At 46.4% G+C, this 19188-nt stretch carries 24 protein-coding genes and 1 pseudogene; 10 read left to right on the top strand and 15 right to left on the bottom strand.

Features of this window, described 5'->3' with window-relative positions:
* Positions 1-110: 110 nt before the first annotated feature.
* The 3 genes from OWQ48_06780 to OWQ48_06770 are packed head-to-tail and all read right to left on the bottom strand — an operon-like array spanning position 111 to position 2770.
* On the bottom strand, positions 111-839 hold the full coding sequence (locus OWQ48_06780) for a hypothetical protein (GenBank protein ID MCY0868907.1): 729 nt from the start codon (positions 837-839) through the stop codon (positions 111-113).
* On the bottom strand, positions 805-2133 hold the full coding sequence (locus tag OWQ48_06775) for an ATP-binding cassette domain-containing protein (protein ID MCY0868906.1): 1329 nt from the start codon (positions 2131-2133) through the stop codon (positions 805-807). The genes OWQ48_06780 and OWQ48_06775 overlap by 35 nt, the downstream gene beginning before the upstream one ends.
* A complete protein-coding gene (locus OWQ48_06770; GenBank protein MCY0868905.1) occupies positions 2126-2770 on the bottom strand; it encodes a biotin transporter BioY in 645 nt (214 codons plus the stop codon). Before OWQ48_06770 ends, OWQ48_06775 begins: the two co-directional genes overlap by 8 nt.
* 188 nt (positions 2771-2958) lie before the next feature.
* On the opposite strand from OWQ48_06770, the gene OWQ48_06765 reads away from it, so the two are divergent.
* The 3 genes from OWQ48_06765 to OWQ48_06755 all read left to right on the top strand — a co-directional run bounded on the left by OWQ48_06765 (position 2959) and on the right by OWQ48_06755 (position 6990).
* Positions 2959-4092 (top strand): radical SAM protein, encoded by a 1134-nt coding sequence (locus OWQ48_06765; GenBank protein ID MCY0868904.1) that lies wholly within the window; start codon positions 2959-2961, stop codon positions 4090-4092.
* A complete protein-coding gene (locus OWQ48_06760) occupies positions 4093-4482 on the top strand; it encodes a hypothetical protein (protein MCY0868903.1) in 390 nt (129 codons plus the stop codon).
* Positions 4483-4548: 66 nt separating this feature from the next.
* On the top strand, positions 4549-6990 hold the full coding sequence (locus OWQ48_06755; GenBank protein ID MCY0868902.1) for a valine--tRNA ligase: 2442 nt from the start codon (positions 4549-4551) through the stop codon (positions 6988-6990).
* A 50-nt stretch (positions 6991-7040) separates the two neighbouring features.
* Here OWQ48_06755 and OWQ48_06750 read toward each other — a convergent pair whose 3' ends face one another.
* The gene (locus OWQ48_06750) at positions 7041-7748 is read right to left on the bottom strand and encodes a PHP domain-containing protein (protein MCY0868901.1); all 708 of its coding nucleotides are present in this window, start codon (positions 7746-7748) and stop codon (positions 7041-7043) included.
* Positions 7749-7838: 90 nt separating this feature from the next.
* A complete protein-coding gene (locus tag OWQ48_06745; GenBank protein ID MCY0868900.1) occupies positions 7839-8078 on the bottom strand; it encodes a hypothetical protein in 240 nt (79 codons plus the stop codon).
* 191 nt (positions 8079-8269) lie between these two features.
* Between OWQ48_06745 and OWQ48_06740 the strand changes: the two genes are divergently transcribed.
* Both OWQ48_06740 and OWQ48_06735 read left to right on the top strand, forming a co-directional pair.
* Positions 8270-8659 (top strand): HEPN domain-containing protein, encoded by a 390-nt coding sequence (locus OWQ48_06740; protein ID MCY0868899.1) that lies wholly within the window; start codon positions 8270-8272, stop codon positions 8657-8659.
* On the top strand, positions 8646-8972 hold the full coding sequence (locus OWQ48_06735; protein MCY0868898.1) for a nucleotidyltransferase domain-containing protein: 327 nt from the start codon (positions 8646-8648) through the stop codon (positions 8970-8972). Before OWQ48_06740 ends, OWQ48_06735 begins: the two co-directional genes overlap by 14 nt.
* Here OWQ48_06735 and OWQ48_06730 read toward each other — a convergent pair whose 3' ends face one another.
* The 3 genes from OWQ48_06730 to OWQ48_06720 form a co-directional block, all read right to left on the bottom strand.
* A complete protein-coding gene (locus OWQ48_06730; GenBank protein ID MCY0868897.1) occupies positions 8973-9839 on the bottom strand; it encodes a hypothetical protein in 867 nt (288 codons plus the stop codon).
* A 71-nt stretch (positions 9840-9910) separates the two neighbouring features.
* Positions 9911-10537: an HD domain-containing protein gene (locus tag OWQ48_06725; GenBank protein MCY0868896.1), complete on the bottom strand. Its 627-nt coding sequence runs from the start codon at positions 10535-10537 to the stop codon at positions 9911-9913.
* Between the two features lie 5 nt (positions 10538-10542).
* The gene (locus OWQ48_06720; GenBank protein MCY0868895.1) at positions 10543-11391 is read right to left on the bottom strand and encodes an N-glycosylase/DNA lyase; all 849 of its coding nucleotides are present in this window, start codon (positions 11389-11391) and stop codon (positions 10543-10545) included.
* Between the two features lie 74 nt (positions 11392-11465).
* Here OWQ48_06720 and OWQ48_06715 point away from each other — a divergent pair, with 74 nt between their 5' ends.
* Positions 11466-11759, top strand: coding sequence for a dinitrogenase iron-molybdenum cofactor biosynthesis protein (locus OWQ48_06715; GenBank protein MCY0868894.1), 294 nt, complete (start codon positions 11466-11468; stop codon positions 11757-11759).
* The gene (locus OWQ48_06710; protein MCY0868893.1) at positions 11756-12046 is read left to right on the top strand and encodes a hypothetical protein; all 291 of its coding nucleotides are present in this window, start codon (positions 11756-11758) and stop codon (positions 12044-12046) included. The genes OWQ48_06715 and OWQ48_06710 overlap by 4 nt, the downstream gene beginning before the upstream one ends.
* Positions 12047-12054: 8 nt before the next feature.
* Here the strand turns inward: OWQ48_06710 and OWQ48_06705 are convergent, their stop codons facing one another.
* Together OWQ48_06705 and OWQ48_06700 are read right to left on the bottom strand one after the other, a co-directional pair.
* Positions 12055-12285 carry a DUF2283 domain-containing protein gene (locus tag OWQ48_06705; protein ID MCY0868892.1) on the bottom strand — a complete coding sequence of 77 codons (231 nt, stop codon included), beginning with the start codon at positions 12283-12285 and terminating at the stop codon, positions 12055-12057.
* A 12-nt stretch (positions 12286-12297) separates the two neighbouring features.
* Positions 12298-12615 (bottom strand): hypothetical protein, encoded by a 318-nt coding sequence (locus OWQ48_06700; protein MCY0868891.1) that lies wholly within the window; start codon positions 12613-12615, stop codon positions 12298-12300.
* A 198-nt stretch (positions 12616-12813) separates the two neighbouring features.
* Here OWQ48_06700 and OWQ48_06695 point away from each other — a divergent pair, with 198 nt between their 5' ends.
* Positions 12814-13965: an RNA methyltransferase gene (locus OWQ48_06695; protein MCY0868890.1), complete on the top strand. Its 1152-nt coding sequence runs from the start codon at positions 12814-12816 to the stop codon at positions 13963-13965.
* Here the strand turns inward: OWQ48_06695 and OWQ48_06690 are convergent.
* A pseudogene (locus tag OWQ48_06690) lies at positions 13946-14491 on the bottom strand (nucleotide-binding protein). The gene OWQ48_06695 and the pseudogene OWQ48_06690 sit on opposite strands and share 20 nt — an antisense overlap.
* On the bottom strand, positions 14445-15272 hold the full coding sequence (locus tag OWQ48_06685; protein MCY0868889.1) for an NAD(+)/NADH kinase: 828 nt from the start codon (positions 15270-15272) through the stop codon (positions 14445-14447). The pseudogene OWQ48_06690 and the gene OWQ48_06685 overlap by 47 nt, the downstream one beginning before the upstream one ends.
* A gap of 103 nt (positions 15273-15375) precedes the next feature.
* On the opposite strand from OWQ48_06685, the gene OWQ48_06680 reads away from it, so the two are divergent.
* Positions 15376-16368, top strand: a complete 993-nt coding sequence (locus tag OWQ48_06680) for a methyltransferase (GenBank protein ID MCY0868888.1) — start codon at positions 15376-15378, stop codon at positions 16366-16368.
* On the opposite strand, the gene OWQ48_06675 is transcribed toward OWQ48_06680, so the two are convergent.
* A complete protein-coding gene (locus OWQ48_06675; protein MCY0868887.1) occupies positions 16315-16815 on the bottom strand; it encodes a DUF371 domain-containing protein in 501 nt (166 codons plus the stop codon). The genes OWQ48_06680 and OWQ48_06675 overlap by 54 nt on opposite strands.
* A gap of 34 nt (positions 16816-16849) precedes the next feature.
* Here OWQ48_06675 and OWQ48_06670 point away from each other — a divergent pair, with 34 nt between their 5' ends.
* Entirely contained in the window at positions 16850-17545 is a 696-nt protein-coding gene (locus tag OWQ48_06670) for a protein-L-isoaspartate O-methyltransferase (protein MCY0868886.1), read from the top strand.
* 219 nt (positions 17546-17764) lie between these two features.
* On the opposite strand, the gene fen is transcribed toward OWQ48_06670, so the two are convergent.
* On the bottom strand, positions 17765-18832 hold the full coding sequence (fen, locus tag OWQ48_06665; protein MCY0868885.1) for a flap endonuclease-1: 1068 nt from the start codon (positions 18830-18832) through the stop codon (positions 17765-17767).
* 95 nt (positions 18833-18927) lie between these two features.
* Entirely contained in the window at positions 18928-19185 is a 258-nt protein-coding gene (locus OWQ48_06660) for an ArsR family transcriptional regulator (GenBank protein ID MCY0868884.1), read from the bottom strand.
* Positions 19186-19188 lie beyond the last annotated feature (3 nt).

Here is a 19188-nt window from a genome sequence, read left to right as displayed (position 1 = left end):
AGTCAGGTTGAGAGCTCGTCATCACTGGTCTGCCGGTTCACTATTCATCATCCATGCTTAAACACGTATTAGACACGTAATATATGCTCCTGCAGCTCCAGTAGGCTGACCTAGAGGCTTCTAAAGCCAGCGCGAGAAGCAATCCCGCTGGAACCAATTCGACTACCAGGTGAAGGGAGGTTTCTGCCCGCGCTCTCTTCACGCTTCACCGTTATGACGGGATAACGCGTGTAAAGTGCTTCTGTAACTTGAAGCAGCGTGAGTATCCCTATATGCGTGAGAGCTCTAGCAAGAGTCTTGGTGTAGAGGAGTCTCCCTCTTGTACCCTTTAACGTCTGCAGCATGTTTACAGAGTAGACTTCTTGAAGCTTGACGAGACTTATTGATAGGGTGTATGCAAGCTTCAACGTTAACGCTATGCTAACTGCTAGCAGCGGGGAGATCCTGCTCACCTGCTTCACGAGCTCGGAGACCCTAATTACAGAGGCAGCTATTGCCGAGAGAAGAGTCATGGAAAGCATGCGGGCGCTACCTGCAGCTAGGATTACAGGATCTATTGCGCCTACAGCGTGCTGAACGATGAGCCCTGATACCACGTATACTAGAGTGAAGGGGGTAACTACTGTTATTATATCGAGTAGTACTCTACAACCTCGTAAAGCTATTAGAATGAAGGCTAAGATAATTAAGGTGTATGGTAGCAGGATGGCTGGTTGAAGTAAGATTACCGTAGAACCTAAAATCACGGCTACTAAAGTCTTCGAGAAGCTGAGTTTTAAACGCGAGCTTCCAGGCGTGAAAGCTTCAGCTGTCCTCAATAAGAGGAACTTTAAAACCATCATCTACCACCTTGAGATAGCCGTCTTCCAGAAGGTGAGTATTCTTGAAGCTTCTAGCTAGTTCTAAATCATGTGTTGCAATAATAATAGATGCTCCATTCAACGCGAACTCTTCGAGCAGGTACATGAGGAGCCGTTTATACTTGTAGTCCAATCCCAGCGTGGGTTCGTCGAGCAAGAGGACCCTAGCCTTAGAAATATAGGCTAGTGCTAGAGAGAGGAGTCTAGCTTCACCTATACTAAGTGACACCGGATTCTGCTGCTCAAGCTTTTTGAGATTAAAGATTTCCATTACATCTTCAATATCATCCTTGAAACCCCATATCCTAGCGTAGAATTCTACCTCCTCTCTAACAGTATCCTGAGAGAACCAGTAGATCGGTGATTGGGGAACCAGGAATAGCGGCTTAGATGTCCTAATAAATCCTTTACTAGGCTTTAATAGTCCCGCTAGCAGCTTAATTAGCGTTGTTTTACCACTGCCATTCTTCCCAATTATAACTAATATATCGCCAGGCTTAGCAGTTAAGCTCACATTCTTTAACACGTGTTTTCCGCGATCATAATAGTATTCTAGACTACTAGCTATAACAGTATACTCACAGCTTCCGCTTTTAGAGGCCGCATTAATCCTGTTCTCCCTAGTCCTCGGTATCCTAGAATTCTCGTTGCCCTGTTCAACAGGATCTTCTAGGCGAATCACCTTCACCGCGTACTTCTCCAGGATTTCGATTCTATGGTCGACTATAATAGCTGCTGCATTATGTATTCTACAGTAGCCGGCTACGGTCTCCAGTACATTAGGTAGAATCCATGGGTCTATATGTGATGTAGGTTCGTCAATTAATAGTAGTCTAGCACCAGAGAGAATTGATGTAGTCAGTAGCAGCCTGTACAGCTGGCCATCAGATAATTCATGAATTCTCCGCGAGAGGTCTCCTAGTATATCGCTAATCAAGCTACAGTTGCAGTCTCCAAGGAGATCTAACTCCTCTCTAATAGTTGAACCAACGAAGTAAGCTGTTGGATCCTGGGGGATATAAGATACGAGTCCTTTACTCCTAGCTTCAAGTGGGTTCACTCCATATACTTTCACCTCTCCTTCCACTTTGAAGAATGAGTATAAGCCAGGGATTACGCCTGCAATAGTTTTGAGGAGCGTTGATTTACCACTTCCCGAGGGGCCAGTGAGAGCGTAGAGGCCACCTGCTTCAAGCTCAACTGTGAAGCCGTCTACTATAATCTTATCTCTAATACTGATCCTTAGATCCTTTATTTCAAGAGGCTTAGTCAACTCGGATGCCTCTCGCCTCTAGGAGCTTTGCTATAGCTCTCGATGAAACTATAGCAAGCAAGTGATCCATGAATAAATCCTGAGGGATGAATATCAGTACTGATGATACAAGTAGCACTAGAATCCTGGAGTCCCCGTTTAAACCTATCCACGAGCTAACACTAGAGCTCCAGGAGTAGAGTTTAGAGCCTGGTATAGCGTAGAGGGAAAATACTAGGAATCCAAGAAAGTATACTGGTAGCACAGCTATAAGAGATATAGCTAGGAGCACTATAACCTCACGTTTACCAATCTGAGATAGCTTGACACTTTTTCTCCTCAAGTAAAATCTGGTGAGAATAGACATTAATGGAGAAGCAATTACAAAGCCAGCTAAGTAGCCTCCAGTATAACCGAGGACTACCGCTAGGCCTCCAGTAAACCCTGAGGCTAGAGGTAATCCTAGAGCAATAAGTAGAAGGTATAATCCCATTGATAATGTCGCGTATGCTGGAGGGAGGAGAAGGCCAGCCATAACAACTCCCATATTCTGCATTGTATAGGGTATAGGGCCAACGTTGAATCTAATCTGCGCTAGCACTGCTGTTAAAGATGTAGTAAATGCAGCAAGCGCTAGCTTCGAGTACTCCGCCTTCATGTCTCTAATACCTCTCTGAGAGAACTTATGAATCCTGCTAGGGAGTTAAAAACATGTTTAAACGAATTATGATGCAAATACCGCTGGCATGGAATTCACGGCGTTAACGTGAACTGCGATAGATACGCGTTGCTCTCAGTTAAAATATAAGGTGTAATATACCTGATACAACTATCATGGATGAGGCAATGGTAGAGTGGTTCCGTATACTCGTATCCTACAGGCCTGATGCACTAACTGTATGGGGGGATCCAGTTGTAGTTGAAAGGCTCTCCTGGTACTATAGTGTTATGAAGAATGAGAAGCCAGCTAAATTCATGATAGCTAAGAAGACCCCTGTAGAAGTAAATCCTTTTGACGGGGTTCCACTCGAGGAGTTATGGGTAATCCATGATGAGGCATCCCGGAGATTCACCTCGCTGCTCAGAGATGTTAGAGAGCGAGGATTAAGCTTAAAGGAGCTTGAAACCCCCAAGTACAGCTATCTAGACGTGAAGACTGCTATAGCCTACAAGCTTATGGAGAACTGTGTTCTCTGCGAGAGGAGGTGTAGAGCGAGAAGGCTTGAAGGAAAGCCTGGTGTCTGCTTAATGGATAAGGACTGTATTGTCCACAGCTACTTCCACCACATGGGGGAGGAGGCTCCTCTAGTTCCAAGCGGCACGATATTCTACGGTGGATGCAACTTTAAGTGCGTTTACTGCCAGAACTGGGATATCAGTCAGGTTAACGCTAGGCGTGGTGAGAAGGTTACACCAGTGGAACTAGCTTCAATACAGAAATGGCTTAGATTGAAGGGTGCTAGAAACATTAATCACGTAGGCGGGGAGCCAACACCCCACTTACCATTCATTCTAGATAGCCTAAGATACCTTGATGTAAACGTACCCCAGTTGTGGAATAGCAACATGTATTTAAGCTGGGAGTCGATGAAGCTGCTCCTTGATGTAATCGATATATGGTTACCAGACCTCAAGTATGGTAGTAATGAGTGCGCTTGGAGGCTAAGTAAGGTGAAGAACTACTGGGAGATTGTAACAAGGAATATCAAAGCTGCACACGATTCAGGTGGAGACATGATCATCAGGCACCTGGTTCTCCCAGGCCACATTGAGTGCTGTACTAGAAGAGTCCTGGAGTGGATTGCAGCAAACACACCTAGAGCCCTCGTTAACGTGATGGATCAGTATAGGCCGGAGCATATTGTAGCAAGGAAGCCAGAGCTCTACCCTGAGATAGCTAGAAGACCCAGTGCCTCGGAGATTAGAGAAGCCTACCAGATCGCTGAGAAGCTTGGAATAGCATACCAGCAGGTGTCTTAGATGAATGGAAGTATAGAGCCTGAAAATGTATCTGAATATTACTTCAGCGAGCATTACAGGGTTCTCGTAGTCGAGGAGAACGGAGAGTTCACGGTATCCGTCGACGTCTACCGGGAAGGGTGGGATTTCACCGATTATACATCAAAGTGTATTGGGGATGTATGCCTTCTGCTAAAAGAGCTAACCTCAGACTCCCTGAGGATAGTAGCAGAAGGGATTGAAGGAGTCGTTAAAGTTGCTGTCATAGGAGTTAGAGTTGCAGATAAATATGAAACCATTGGAGTGAAATGGGTTATCGACAGGAAGCCCGGGTACGCTCAAGTCGAGGCTATCTATAAAGCGTCGTGGAAGCTCGTGGGATGCGCGAGAGAGGCTTGTAGAGAAGATTAAAGGTTAAATTATGTGGAGTTAATAATACGCTGTTAACTTGGGTTCCAGGATACGGAGGGTTGAAGCGTGAATGAATCCTTCACGGCGAAGCTGAAGGCAACGAGATGGGATGTTAAGAGGGAGAAGGAGCTTCTTGAAGCATGGGAGAGGGAGAAGCTATACGAGTTCAATCCTGACCCAGGTGATCCAAGAGAGATACTAGCTATTGATACACCACCACCATACGCTAGTGGTAAATGGCATGTGGGTGGTGCAGCCCACTACGCGCAGATAGACATGATAGCCAGGTACTTCAGGATGAAGGGGTTCAATGTCCTTGTCCCATTCTATGCTGATAGAAATGGCTTACCGGTTGAAGTACAGGTTGAAAAAGCATATAATGTTAACCCTCACGAGCTCTCCGCGACACCAGAAGGTAGAGAGCGCTTTCTCAAGTTGTGCAGGGGTTTCCTGGATAAAGCTGAAAGCGAGATAGTATCAGTCTGGAGGAGGCTTGGATGTAGCTTCCAGTACTGGCGTGACGGGACAGATAGCGAGGAGTACAGGAGGATTACACAGGCAACCTTCATAGAGCTCTACAAGAAGGGGCTGATTTACGAGGCTGAGAGACCAGTAAACTGGTGTCCTAGATGTAAGACTACCCTAGCTGACGCTGAATTAGAGTACGTTGACGAGGAAACACTCCTCTACTACATTAAGTTCCAGGTTAAAGAGACAGGAGAATACCTGGTTGTCGCTACAACTAGACCCGAGCTACTGCGCTCCTGTAAAGCCCTCGCCTTTAATCCAGGTGACGCCAGGTACGCTAGATACAAGGGAATGCATGTAGTAAACCCAGTCTACGGGCATGAAATGCCGATACTAGAGCACGCTGAAGTTGACCCGGAGTATGGTACAGGTTTAGTCATGATCTGTAGCTATGGGGATCAAAGAGATGTAAGAATGTTCAGAGAGCTTGGCTTAGAGCCCACCGTAATAGTGGATAGAGATGGACGCTTAACAAGTGAAGCAGGCCCTCTAGCCGGCTTAAGTATAGTTGAAGCTAGAGCTAGAATTGCCGAGATCCTCGAGTCGAAGGGACTGCTGGTTAGGAAGGAGAAGTTAAAGCATAGCATCCCGGTTTGCTGGAGGTGTAAGACTCCAGTTCAAATAATCCACTCCAAGGAGTGGTTCTTGAAGCAGCTTGAATTCAAGGACAGCCTTCTAGAAATAGCTGAGCAGCTAGATGTAAAGCCTCCAATGCACAAGAAGAAGCTAGTAGACTGGGTGAAGAGTGTTACAACAGACTGGCCTATAAGCAGGGATAGATACTATGCAACTGAGATACCACTCTGGAGATGTAGTAGGTGCGGCTCGATACTAGTACCCGAGCCGGGAAGGTACTACAGGCCGTGGAGGGATCAACCCCCGTGGGATGAATGCCCTGTCTGCAAGGCTCCTAGAGAGTACATTATTGGTGAGAAGAAAGTCTTCGACACGTGGTTTGATAGCAGCATTAGTGTCCTCTACATAACCTACTACCTGAGGAATCAGGCTCTCTTCGAGAAGGCATTTAAGTACACGCTGAGACCCCAGGGCTTAGATATCATTAGAACCTGGCTCTACTACTCACTACTACGAGTATACCAGTTGACCGGTAAGCCTGCATTCAGGTGGGTTAGAGTAACCGGGATGGGGCTTGATGAGAAAGGAGAGGCGATGCATAAGTCTAAGGGTAATGTAATCGATCCCGAGCCTTACGTGGAGAAGTATGGGGCTGACGCCTTCAGGTTCTGGGCTGCATCGAGTGCTAGACTAGGCTACGACTACAGGTTCTCAGAGCAGTCTCTTAAGACAGGGCTCCTCTTCGCAACTAAACTGTGGAATATAGCCCGCTATATCTCAAGCTTCCCTGAGCCAGAGGAGTACGTGTTGAGAGAAATAGATAAGGCAACACTCATCTACCTAGACAACACTATTGCTAGCATCGATAAAGCTTACAGCGAGCTAGACGTATACGAGCCGATCCACCAGTTATACCAATTCACATGGAATTACTTCGCATCCCACTACATAGAGTTAACGAAGTCAAGAGCGTATAATAGGGATGGCAGGTACAGTGAGCTAGAGCAGAAGGGGGTATGGTATACCCTCCACTATACTCTTAAAGCTGTTCTAAGAGCCTTGGCACCCATAATGCCTTTTGTAACTGATGCTATATTCAGAGAACTCTATGGTAGAAGCGTCCACCTTGAGAGATTCCCTGAACCACGCAGCGAGAACCTTGGGAAACCCTATGATGTGATCCAGGCTGTAGTCGACGCTAACTCAGCGATATGGAGGTACAAGAAGAAGATGGGGTTAAGGCTCAGTGAGCCCTTGAAGGTTAAAGTATACCTACCCGAGGTACTTAAAAGCGTGGTGGATGAGTTCAGGGAGCTGCACAAGCTTGAAAGCATAGAGTTCTATAGAACCCCGCCATCAGACTCCACTGATATCGGAGGAAGAGTATACCTAGCTAAACAGTAATCCTGTAAGTGTAATGCCATTCCGTTAGGCTTAAGTAGGGGACTAGTGGCCTACAAGTCCTGTTTACTTCCGTAGAGCTTCCTCATCCTGTACTCTATACTCCATGAAAGTCCCTTTAGCCAGCCTCCAAGCGATAGGGTTCCTGCTACCGGTTTAACCAGTCCTCTCCTTATAGCATCTAGTACGTCTTCCACGCTAGAGGGTTCCTCGATGTAGAGTACTGTGTAAGCGGAAGCTATGTGCTCAGGGATGTGTGCATCACTATTTGCTAAGCCGGGTTTCCCGAGGGCTAGTGCTGCATCCATTGCCCTGCTATTCGCCTTCCTAGACGAGCGGGCATTCCATACTTCAATGGCATCCCAGCCTCTATACTCGTATACGAGCTCGCCTATCCCATTTCTCAGCGTATCGAAGGGGTGGGCTGGAGCAATAATACAGTTGCTTTCATGGGCTTTATCTATCAGAGGGCCTATGCTTCTAGGCAAGTCTACTTCATTAGGACAGTAGACTAGTATATCGCCAGCCTCGCTCTTCAACTCTACTCCCGGTACAACTAGAATCTTCAAGCCGCTCCTCGAGTCAAGGCTCCTCGAGAGCCTGTACCCTTCAACTCCACCTTTGAATGTATCATGGTCTGTTATGGATATAACGTGTACGCCTTTATCTGCTGCATACCTAATGATCTCTCTTGGAGTAGCCTTTCCATCACTGTACACTGAGTGAATGTGGAGGTCTGCTACCACTACGATTCTAATCACCCAACACATATCCTAGTAGAGCACGCAAGCCTACACCACGGAAACCAATAGCTAGCAGCTCTCGGAAAAATAATACTGGGTCTCAGAAGACTAGGAGTAGAATGGTTTAAGCTCGCCCTTACAGTAGGGGCACTTGTAGTGTAGTCTCCTGGCATCAGCACTACAGAAGTAGGCTTTCAAGCCTTGCTCAACGCACCTAGGACAGTAGTATATGTTCTTCGCTTCATACCCGTTCACGAAGTCTAGTACTGTACCGCAGATAGCACACTTCTCTGTAACCCATCCTCTATGCCCAGGCTTATTTACTCCTTTAAGCAAGCCTACAGTCATTAGCTGACACCACAGTATTAAACGATAACCAGGCTTTATAAAGACGACTAGAACCACCCCAGCTGTCAGGGCTTACAGCACTCTATTATTAAAGAGCTGTGAGCGGGAAGCAGCTTTAGGCTACTTTCACCCCCACGGCTAAACGTCAGGTTTAATAAACTGGAGGATAAAAGCTACTATTGTGAGGATTCTTGCAGAGAGTTAATTTACCTAGTGAATGGGTTGAAAGAGCAAGAGTTTTCCTTACTGATGCTGAGAGGCATTTAGGTGAAGGCCACTACTGGTTGACGTGTTTTGAAGCACAGCAGGCAGCTGAATTCTATGTTAAATCTCTGCTAATAGCTTTAACTGGAGTTTACCCTTATACACATGATATAGTTGAACTACTAGATACACTAGCAAGTGTTGGAGTAAGTATTCCAGATGAAATGCGTATCTACGGTGATGTGCTAACACCACATTACACTATGGCAAGATATCCTGGTAGAAAACCATTCACTTATGATAAAGGTCGTGGTGAAAGATGTCTAGAGGGAGCTAAGAAAATAGCTTCGTGGGTGGAGAAGATTGCAGACCCCTAGACTTAGCGTATATGCAGAGAGACTTAGAAGCTGGGAAGAAGCCTTCAAGGAGTTTATCGAAGTACTCTGCCGAGATGGAAACGTCTTAGAGGTTTACCTCACCGGCTCGAGAGCTCGTGGTGAGAGCTTACCCTACAGCGACTACGATGTGGTAGTTATCGTTAAGAATGCGGGAGACCTCATGGAGGAGATTGTAAGGCTCCGCGGGCTGAGGAAGCATAGCTTCCCATTAGACCTTATAGTTTTAACCGCTAGCGATCTCAAAGACCCCTTATATGAAGGGATTATTAAGACTGCTGTAAGACTCTGCTAGCTATCTGACTCCTTCTAGTGCTCCTAGCGCCGCTATATTTACAACTTGCTCTACCACACTATTGAATGAAATATTATCTTTTCTTAAAGTGATGTCCAGCTCGTAGAGTCTTCTAGCTCCATCCTGCGTCTTCATTAACCCGAGGTTCCTCGCTTCTTCAACTAGCTTTCTGTGCCTCTCGCTCAGCTTTCCTTCTAGTAGGTCTAGGTATAGCAGTATTACTGCGCTTCCTGAATCTCTAGCTCGCTTGTAGTACTCTACTAGTTTCTTCAAGCTGTTCACGAGCAGGTTTTCACGAGGGTCGAGTAGCGTGAAGCCAGGCCATTTTGCTCCGAGAACCCTGAATACATCAGCGTATGATGCTCCAGCCTGCACCAAGGATATTTGTGTTAGACCTGTTGAAGTTAAGTGGTCGCTCATATCGCTTCTCCCAATGGATCTCAAGGTATCAATGTAGTGCTTGATGTCACTCCACTTACCGCTCATCACTACGGCGTCGAGGGACCTCTTAAATCTACCGGGGTCGCTTAGAATGCTTTCAACACCACTATGAGCTAGCGCTATAGATGACACCATTATAGGTGTAAAGTACTCTGGGTGGACTGCACCGCAAACCCTGTAGACTTCCCTATAGGTTTTCGCAACCAGCCTCCCTAGCTCTACGCTAGTTAAAGCCTTACTCCCTTTTCTAACAAGCTCGCCCTCCTCGTAGGCTGCTGTAAAGCCGTCTATAGCTATAATGAGATTACAGGCTACTTCATCGTAAAGCCTCTCGGGTTTAAGCCTGTGGAGGCCTCCAGGCTTGATGTAGGTGCTTAAACCGTGGAGAGCACCGTACACTAGCATCTTAGCTACTTCAAGGCTCATGGAATCCCCGGTACCCACTTAATGCTTAACTCCTCCTAATTAAGTGAAAAATTAGAGTAGAATGCATGCTTTTAAGACGAGGGGGAGGCTATCTGAATGCCCAGGTACCCTAGTTCATCTTGTAGCATGCCTAGTAATAGCCGTGTTCTCTCATCTAGCTGCTCGGCTAGTCTCCTCGAGTACTCCAGCTTCACGTGATTCTTCAGCTTGAATATCTTCTCGTGGAAGTGTCTTAAGGAGTCTTCAAGGCTTCTACTATTCCTGCACCCGTAGATGAATACTCTTAGAAAACCTACTACGCCTAGAGCATCCAGCTTGTCTGCATCACTGAGAACTACTGAGAGGAGTGTGCTCGGTTCAGTAGACCTCTTATAGCTGTAGGAGTGCTCCTCTATAGCTCCCACTATCTCCTCGATAAGGGTGCCCGGGAGTCCTAGCTCACCTAATAGTTCTCTCGCTATAAGTGACGAGTAGAATGCGTGAGGCTCCCCGATAACCCTGCCTAAGTCATGAAGGTATACTGCGAGCTTGATTTTATCTCTACTAATATCGAGTTCCTCGCCTTCCACTATGTTGAATGCGTATCCGAGGACTCTCTCGATGTGCGGCCATCCATGGTCTAGAGAGTTATCGTAGAGGGATCTACAGATGCTTTCTATTAACTCCATGGATCTCTCGTCTAATACACCAGTCGTCAAGTACTTCAGCCTCCACTACACCGGGTTAACTCTTCAAGCAGGTTGACTGATATATCCAGGCCAAATCTCTCCTTGATTAGCCTATTAGACTCACGTGGATTAAATCCTGTATCCCTTAAAACCCCGGTTACTAGCCACGTGAATACATCCAAGCTTACACAGTCTAATCCACTACACTCGCAGAGCTTCTCTAAAGCTTTAATCGAGGATTCCTTGAGTTTAGTGGTTACGGCTTCAACACACTCTCCCAGGGATCCCTGCCTCCTCACAATACAAGATGTGCAGAGTAGTATAGCGTTCCTTAAGTCCAGTGGTGGTTGAAGCCCCTCCACGCATGGCTCCATACCTGCCGCCTCGCATAGATAAGCGTAGATCTTGACTGCGAATGCTGTAGTCTTAGAGTAACCGCCCCTGTATAAGTCCGCGAGAGCTTTAGATAGCCTCTTTAAATCTCTGCAGAATACTAGTCCATTCTCCTCTAGATCCCTTGCTAGACGCGACGCGAGGAATCGAGCCAGCCTATTCTTCTTCTGCTCGAGAAGTCTAGTGTTAAAGCCCGTTGACACCATGAACTCCAGGATCCCCTTGAACACGCCCTCTAGATCCACATACCTCCTCCTAGCATGGTATTCTGCGAAGGCCTGCCAGTAGACTTCACCCTTCACATTAAGCTGGTAGCTGACTAGGCTGTTAGCTACTACTAGCACTGCAGTTTTACCTGCACCCTTAGATTTAAGGAGTAATTCTACAGCCTTAAACTGGGGGTCTAAGTGCTTTAGCAAGCTGATCTCTTGCTTAAATCCCTTAATCATGACTCCAATATCGCAGGCTCTACTGTAATCTACTTTAAGCATCCTAGTGCACCGTGGTTTATTTAATACTATTGTTTAACTTTATACTAATCAAGGAGAGCCTAGCGGGGAGTCTAATGCGAGTCTTAATTACAGTTAAAGATAACAGGGTTTCAGGCTTCGAGGAAGCCGATAAGCTACTAGTCTACAATGCAGAGAAAGGAGTAGTTGAGAAGAACCTAGAGAAACCCGCTGACATCAGCCTGCTAGAGGAGATGGTTGAAGAATACGATCCATGGTTGCTGTTCACCAGCAGTATAAGCGAGGATAACAGTGATGTAATAGAGGAAATAGGCGTTAAAGTTATTGTAACACGAGCTAGAAGTATAGAGGAATTAATAGATGAATACTTCACGGGTGCAGGCAAATGAAGCACTACGCTATAGACCTGAGAATAGGAGGCCATGGACTCCCAGAAGCTTTAAAAAAGGAGTTGGAGAATGCTGAATGCAAGAGCACACCTCTAAGCAGCAAGATAGAGGCTTATCTATGCAGGAGTGAAACAGTCATACTAGTCAACAGCATTGATGACTCCATACTAGTGGATATATTGAATCCTCCTCCAGAACTCCTGGATAGACTGCTTAAAGCGTTGCCGCCAGCGCAAAGCATAGTTAGAGTTCTAGAGAGAGGATTCAGCTTAGAAGAGCTAGTGTAGGGTTGGCTCTACTGGGATGAAAGTGGTATCCGGCGGCTTAAATTCAACACCATTATCGAGAGTATCCGTCCATTCTTGATCCTGAATGCTATATCGCCATCCTCACTGAGGATCTCTTCATCAGCCTCTTCCTCGTAGCCTTCAAAGTTCATGTAGAGGGTATCGCTCAGCTGGTCGTACTCGAAGCTTATTCTCTCAGGGTTCTCAATATAGTATCTTCTAGTACTGGCAGTATTCAAGAGCAGTCACCATTAGGGTAGAGGAGCAACTACATCTGTGAAGTCTAGTGGTAGCGGCAGCTTCTTAGCCTTGTATTCATCATACTTTCTCTCGAGGAAGGTCTTGAACACCGGGCATATATCGAACTTCCCGTCTCTCTCACACTTAGTACCCATTAGCAGGAAGCACATTTTAGTCCTCTTATCGTAGTAGGGGCATATCTTATGGTACTGTTTAGCGCTCTTCAGCATTCTGTTAACCCACCGCTGCTTCTCGTCAGCAGGCTTTTTCTCCTGCTTCTCCATTAAGGCTTCATCCAGCTCTCTATCCGAGATTCTCGCTGCAACCATGTTTCCTCACTCTCCTCTACTCTCAGTAAATGTTATCTTGGAGCTATCTTTTAAGTTTACTCTTTGATCACATGGCTCCTATAAGACTATGCTACTCATACATGGTCTTCAACTACTCTACGGGGCTCCTGCTATCCTTGATTTATATCTACTTGTAGTAGAGGAGCTAGAATAGTAAATTGAGAGGGAGGCTGGGTTATGGAGCTGAGAACCCTGTTAAGTAGGCCTTATGGGAGTTTAGCCGGCGTGCTCGCTGAGAAGCTTAAATCACCTCCCAGGAGAATGTATATTAGAGTTAACACGCTGAGAGTTAACCCTGATAGGCTTGTCGAGTACTTGAATAATACAAGTGGCTTCAAGTTCTATAGAGATGAGTATGTAGAAGAAGCTGTTTACACGTTGATCGAAGGCCCTTTCGAATTAGAGTGCGAGGCCGAGAGATATGTGGTTGTCGATGATAAGACAGCTGTCTCATTAATGCTGGGAGCAAACCTCTACCGTCCTGGAGTAGTTAAGTGGAGCTTCTTCGAGGAGGGAGATGTTATCGCAGCAGTATCAAGGAGTGGTGTTAGAGTTGCATGCTTAAAGACGACTGTATCCTCGAGGAAGCTTGCATCTATCAGTAGGGGTCTTGTAGCATTCAATACTGCTTCACCTTACAGAGCCCCTAGGCTGAGCGAGCTAGAAGCCTATGCTCAAGTCTTCTTCTACCCTCAAGGATACCCGAGTATTGTGACAACTAGAATACTAGATCCAAGGCCAGGCGAGCTGATCGTGGATTTGAATGCCTCCCCCGGCGGTAAGACCAGCCATGTAGTCCAGTTAACCAGGGGTAAAGCACTGGTTATAGCGTTGGATAGAAGCCTGGGTAAAATCCAGGCTTTAAAGAATACTCTTACACGCCTAGGCCTCGATTTAAACGTTATCGCTATCCCGCACGATTCACGCTATGTTCACGTCGACTTTAAGCTAGCTGGAAGAGCTGATAGAGTTCTAGTAGATCCCCCCTGTAGTAATCTTGGAGTTAGACCTATTCTAACATTAGAAAGAGACTACAAGAGTATACTTGACCTCTCCGCCTACCAAAAACAGTTTCTTAAAGCTGCATCTATTATTGCTAAGCCGGGCGGCGTCATAGTATACTCTACGTGTACTCTCACCGTGGAGGAAAACGAGTGGAACATAGCTTACGCTGTAAGGGAGCTAGGTTTAGAGAGTGTTGAGCTAGCTGAGGAGCCCCCGTTCTCTGAGAGAGTATCGTATAAGGGTATTGTAGCATACAGGTACTCACCTCTCTCTAATGATATGCCTGGATACTTTATAGCAGTGCTCAGGAAGCCTTCCTTCTAACGATGGGTGTCCCGCAGAACGGGCACTTATTCTCGCCAGGTCTACCGGGAACATACCCGCAGGTAGGACAGTACTCCTCATACTCCCTGGCGGCTGTTATACCCTTGGTTCTCAGCGGCTTGAAGGATATCTTTAAGTGTAATAGGAGGTTCTGTAGGCTGTAGTCGTCTGTTACCACTATAACTCTTCCATGACTGCTGAGCTTTAAAGCTAGTGATGCAACCTCTAGGTCTGTTTTTGAGAGCCTTGAGATCTCGCCTATTCTCTTCGCCTCCTCAATAACCCTCTGGTATGATTCTTCATCAGGCTTACCGACCTATAGGAGCCCTGCTTCAATTGCCTCGAGGAGTGCAATCCTATTCTCTCTATCTACGACTTCCTCTACGGCGGATTCAATAGTGAAGACTCTGAAAGCATAGCGGGGTAGGAGCCTATAGTATTTTGCAAGTAATCCTGAAGTATCCAGCACCACGTAGCTCTCAGTATACAATTCTCCTCTTACCCAGGATCCTTCTAACTGTATCATGAACCCCACTGAACCTAATAATCTTCAAGTAGCTAGAGCTCCCAGTGACTCGCACCGGCTCCCTTCTACCCAGGGATGTAGTGTTCTCTCCATCAATATATAGTACCGAGTAGTCCCTTGATGATACCTCTATAACGCTTAGATTAGCTTCCACTATGATTGAAGGCATACCCAACTGTATGGGATTCAAGTGTGTTACTATAAGGATCTCCAGGCCTGCTGGAGTTAACGGCCCTCTAGCTGAGAGATTGTATCCAGCGGAACCTGGAGCTGTGCTTACGATTAAGCCGTCTCCCTCGAAATCGTATTTGGAGCGTAGTCCAGGCGAGCTTATAGCTACTGTGAAACCAGCTACCTTACCTAAGTCAGCGTTTATCAAGGCTGCTTCATTCAGGAAGAAAAAGCAGTTCTCCTTCACGCAGACCTTGCCTCTCGGGTAGAGTTGAACTGTAAAATCTCCTTTCAGCACTCTCTCAATAATGCTGTCAACTTCAAGTGTAACATCCTCGTAGAAACTATTCCTCCTACCGCATTGATGTGGTAGTATTAGAGGTGTATCAGTAGGCTTCTGAAGGCACCTCGAGATCCTCAGGATTGTTCCATCTCCACCTATACTCACAATTAAATCCTTCCCGGCAATAGTACTGGAGTCAACATCATCTACCACTGATACTCCAGTGGTAATTCCATGAGTCCGGAGCACCTCGCTGTACTTTCTCGCAATGCTAATGCACTCTGCTGTAGGCTTGTAGACCACTTGCACTGATGATACAGGGAGCATTTCAATCAATCCAGTATAAGAGCACTAATATCCCTCCTAATATCTTGAGTGCTGGAGCACCGTGTGCTTAGAGGCATGGATCTCCAAGCGTGGCTGGTAGCCTATGGTGGCTGATAATATTCTCTGTGTCAGCGTTGAGAGAAGGTATGCTGATATAGCTATACGGAGGCTTAAATCCAGAGGACTCGTTAACACGGAGTACCGGGTCTCCAGGCTTGATGGTATAATTCTAATACCTGTAGTAAAATTCACAGGGGATCTCCACGATATTCTAGAAGGTGTACCATTCGTGATCACAGAGTGTAGTCCACCGGCTAGAAGACTTGAGCCTGCTGTTAGAGTTCCCTCCTACGACCTAATAGGTGGTGTAGCCATAGTTAGAAGCAATGTACTAGGCTTCATGGAGGAATCAGAGCTCGTTGAAGCGTTGAGAAGCGTTCATCCAGGCTTGAAGGCAATATACGTTAAGGAGGAGACGGTCGACGAGTATAGAGTACCAGTCCTGAGACTCTTATGGGGTGAACCAGTAAGTGAAGTGGTAGCTAAAGAGTACGGGCTGCTCTTTAAAGTATCCCTTGGTAGAGTATACTACAATCCTAGGCTCGCTGAGGAACACCACAGGATAGCAGTAGCTTCAAGGGATGGTGAGCTCATAGTAGACCTCTTCACGGGGATCGGAGGGTTCCCAGTTCACATAGCGTCGCTAAGGAGATCCCTCATCATAGCCAACGACTTGAATCCAGAAGCATATAGGCTTCTATGCTGGAATATAGAGGCTAATGCTAGAAGGCTTAAGGGGACTATAATACCATTGAATACTGATGCCAGGAGAATAGTAGAGTACGTGAGGATTGAGGGTAAAGCTGACAGGGTTATAGCCAACCTGCCTAAATCTAGTCTTGAATTCCTTGGCGTATATGATGCAGTCCTTAAACCTGGAGGTGTTCTCCACCTCTACCATCTCACCTACGATCCTGATACTACTAGAGTGGAGCTTGAATCTAGGCTGCCTGGCTGGAGAATCCAGGAGTCAAGGCTAGTCTTAGAGTATGCTCCTAGAGCCGGTGTATATAGATTCGATCTCGTCAAGCCTTAAAGCGTATAGTTTTAACTCGACTACTGTGTCAGGGTTTCGGAGCGCGGCGATAATTCCTCTATCTATATCTCTCGCCGCCTTGCTGGCTTTAACACCAATTGTAGCTGGCTCGATGAACGAGCTTCTTCTTATGACTAGTTTAACAGGGCTATCCAGTAGAAGCCTGCTACTACCCTGAGCTAACACTACATCCATTAAACCTCCAACTATGATTAGGGCTACAAGTACTGCCCTATCACTTCTTAAAGCTTCTTTAAAGCTCTCCGAGAAGTCTCTCGGTGCTTTACTAGCTGAGACACCTATAATACAGTCTCCTCTCTCAGTTAGATGCTCCTCTCTAGTAACCTCTAGTGTAGTAGGATGAGTAGCCTTAATATTAGGGTGGCCTCTCGCATATACTACTTCAACAGCAACCATCCCGGTTAACCCTGGTATTATTTGGGGCAATTGAGTAATTTTAAGAGAGGGGTTGTTCTTGAGCATGGAGGAGTACAGGAGGCGGGTTATCGAGGAGCTATATATGCTCGGGTATGTTAGAAGCGAGAAGGTTAAAAAAGCTCTCCTCAAGGTTCCCCGAGAGCTCTTTGTGCCAAGACATCTGAGAGAGTATGCTTACGTTGACACGCCTCTACCTATAGGCTATGGGCAGACTATTAGTGCTATACATATGGTTGCCATAATGACGGAAGAACTTGACCCTGAACCAGGTGATAGAGTACTAGAGGTTGGAACAGGCTCAGGATACCAGGCTGCAGTTCTCGCTGAAATCGTGGCGAGAAGTAGCCCTGAGCGGAGAGGCCACGTGTATACTATCGAGAGGATCCCTGAGCTAGCAGAGTACGCTAGAGAACGCCTAAGTGAAGCAGGCTATAGTGACGACGTGACAGTTGTCACAGGTGATGGGAGCCTCGGGCTGCCGGAGAAGGCGCCATTCGATAAGATCATTGTCACTGCTGCTGCACCCACTATCCCGCCACCACTCATCGAGCAGCTAGCAGATGGAGGCAGACTAGTGATACCAGTCGGCGACCCCTATATCCAGAGGCTCATCATAGTAGAGAAGCGGGGAGGCGTGCTCACCAAGAGATACGGGATTGAATGCGTGTTCGTGCCACTAATAGGTAGATATGGATGGCGTGAAAATCGTTCAGGCTCCTATCACCCCCGTAGTACTTAACCTAGGTATTTGAATTAACCTCCAGGAGAATAAGTAGACTAACCCGCGATACAAGTCTAGCCCTCACTTCTTAGACTGCACCTTCCTGCTACAGTGGGATTCACATTCAACTTCTCATACAAATTATATGCTTCCCGGTGGTGTAATGCTTGCAAACCCAGGCTATTCTCGCTCATGAAACCTGTAAATTCTTGTTTGTAGGGGAGTAGTGCTGGAGGTTTAGGAGTGGCTGGGGGAAGTAAACCACTTTGAGAGGCCTTTCTGCTCTCCTTTTATGTGATCCTTAAATGCCTTCATGTATCTCTCGAGTGCTGCTTCAACTCTTTCGCTATTAAAATCGTGTTCTTTTACGAGTATTCGTTTTACTTCATCAGTATCCGGGCTACGCCATTCAAGCTTGTACTTATCTGTGACAGGAGGTTGAAGGAAATACTTTTTTATTGTGGTGACATCTACTTCCACAGGAGTTTTCAGTAGGGGTTTAGGTATTTTCTCCAAACCCCCGTAGATTTTCACTAGCTGGAGAGCCTTCTTCGGTCCAATACCTTCAAAGCCGTCTGGATTATAGTCTGTTCCGAGGAGTATGCCGACATCTATTAAGCCCTCGAGGTTTAATCCTAGTGTTGAGAGAAGTTTCTCGAGGTCTATGACCTCCGGCTTTATCTCAATATACTCGTCTCTTCTAGGAAGCTTCCTCCTGCCGCTTATTGTAAGATTCCTTACTAGTCTAGGGGAGCCGAATAGCAGGCTATCGTAGTCTTGTGACGCCGACGCATATGCATCACCCTTCCTAGCCATGTAGGCTGCTTGAGCTTCACCTTCAGCTGGAGCTTGAACCCACGGTATCCCCATTGCATCCAGTAGACTCCTAGCATCCTTCACCATTTCATCTGTCAGTTTGGCAGCCATGGCTGCGTAGCGTCTTGCAAGCTCTAAATCACCTGATTGTACTGCCTCCTCGTATTTTCTTGCAGCCTCCTCCCTGATAACTCTTCTCTTCTCTATTTCTCTAGCTTTCAATTCAGGTGGCTTCCCGTCGAACACATAGACTGGCTTCACGCCGGCTTCCACAAGGTTTATTGTCCTGTAGAAGAGGCCACTTAAATGGCTGGTTACTCTTCCCTTACTGTCGAGTAGAGGGGTTCCATCAGGCTGTCTAATTGCAGCGAGAAACTGGTAGAGAGCGTTGTATGCATCAATAGCTATAATTCTACCTCTTAGAATCTTTAAATCTTCGAGAATGGATCTAGCTTCATCGGGTATGAGGTCCTTTAAATTAACACCCATTACTTGCACCAGGAGAGAGTATTTTGATCATGGCCTTTAATATCTTAGCATGGAGGATCCAGGCGTGGATCAGCCGCGTGGTTTAAGCCGCTATGCTACCTTACATACTCGTAGAATCTAGGAGAGAGCTTTATGAAGAGCTCTCTGCCTACTGATTCAACCTGTATGAGCCCGGAGAGCTCTAGCTTCATTAGGGTGTGATATAACTCAGGCTTGCTCAGTGTTAAACCATACTCCTTCCTCAACAGTTCTTCAAGGCTGCTCTCATATATTCCCTCGGGTTTTGAAGCCAGGATCTCTAGCATTACTCTGAAGAGCGGGGTGATCCTCCAGTACCCTGGTGTATACTTCACTGT

Origin of the sequence: Desulfurococcus sp. (assembly GCA_026626905.1) — an archaeon.
Lineage (GTDB): Archaea > Thermoproteota > Thermoprotei_A > Sulfolobales > Desulfurococcaceae > Desulfurococcus.
The sequence above is the reverse complement of the archived record's forward strand: the minus strand, read 5'-3'. Positions and strand labels throughout refer to the sequence as shown.

Excerpts from the sequence above, each read along its gene's own strand:
- OWQ48_06780 (MCY0868907.1), bottom strand. The coding sequence starts at position 839 with ATGGTTTTAAAGTTCCTCTTATTGAGGACAGCTGAAGCTTTCACGCCT.
- OWQ48_06770 (MCY0868905.1), bottom strand. The coding sequence starts at position 2,770 with ATGAAGGCGGAGTACTCGAAGCTAGCGCTTGCTGCATTTACTACATCT.
- OWQ48_06765 (MCY0868904.1), top strand. The coding sequence starts at position 2,959 with ATGGTAGAGTGGTTCCGTATACTCGTATCCTACAGGCCTGATGCACTA.
- OWQ48_06760 (MCY0868903.1), top strand. The coding sequence starts at position 4,093 with ATGAATGGAAGTATAGAGCCTGAAAATGTATCTGAATATTACTTCAGC.
- OWQ48_06745 (MCY0868900.1), bottom strand. The coding sequence starts at position 8,078 with ATGACTGTAGGCTTGCTTAAAGGAGTAAATAAGCCTGGGCATAGAGGA.
- OWQ48_06730 (MCY0868897.1), bottom strand. The coding sequence starts at position 9,839 with ATGAGCCTTGAAGTAGCTAAGATGCTAGTGTACGGTGCTCTCCACGGT.
- OWQ48_06720 (MCY0868895.1), bottom strand. The coding sequence starts at position 11,391 with ATGCTTAAAGTAGATTACAGTAGAGCCTGCGATATTGGAGTCATGATT.
- OWQ48_06715 (MCY0868894.1), top strand. The coding sequence starts at position 11,466 with ATGCGAGTCTTAATTACAGTTAAAGATAACAGGGTTTCAGGCTTCGAG.
- OWQ48_06710 (MCY0868893.1), top strand. The coding sequence starts at position 11,756 with ATGAAGCACTACGCTATAGACCTGAGAATAGGAGGCCATGGACTCCCA.
- OWQ48_06700 (MCY0868891.1), bottom strand. The coding sequence starts at position 12,615 with ATGGTTGCAGCGAGAATCTCGGATAGAGAGCTGGATGAAGCCTTAATG.
- OWQ48_06695 (MCY0868890.1), top strand. The coding sequence starts at position 12,814 with ATGGAGCTGAGAACCCTGTTAAGTAGGCCTTATGGGAGTTTAGCCGGC.
- OWQ48_06685 (MCY0868889.1), bottom strand. The coding sequence starts at position 15,272 with ATGCTCCCTGTATCATCAGTGCAAGTGGTCTACAAGCCTACAGCAGAG.
- OWQ48_06680 (MCY0868888.1), top strand. The coding sequence starts at position 15,376 with ATGGTGGCTGATAATATTCTCTGTGTCAGCGTTGAGAGAAGGTATGCT.
- OWQ48_06670 (MCY0868886.1), top strand. The coding sequence starts at position 16,850 with ATGGAGGAGTACAGGAGGCGGGTTATCGAGGAGCTATATATGCTCGGG.
- fen (MCY0868885.1), bottom strand. The coding sequence starts at position 18,832 with ATGGGTGTTAATTTAAAGGACCTCATACCCGATGAAGCTAGATCCATT.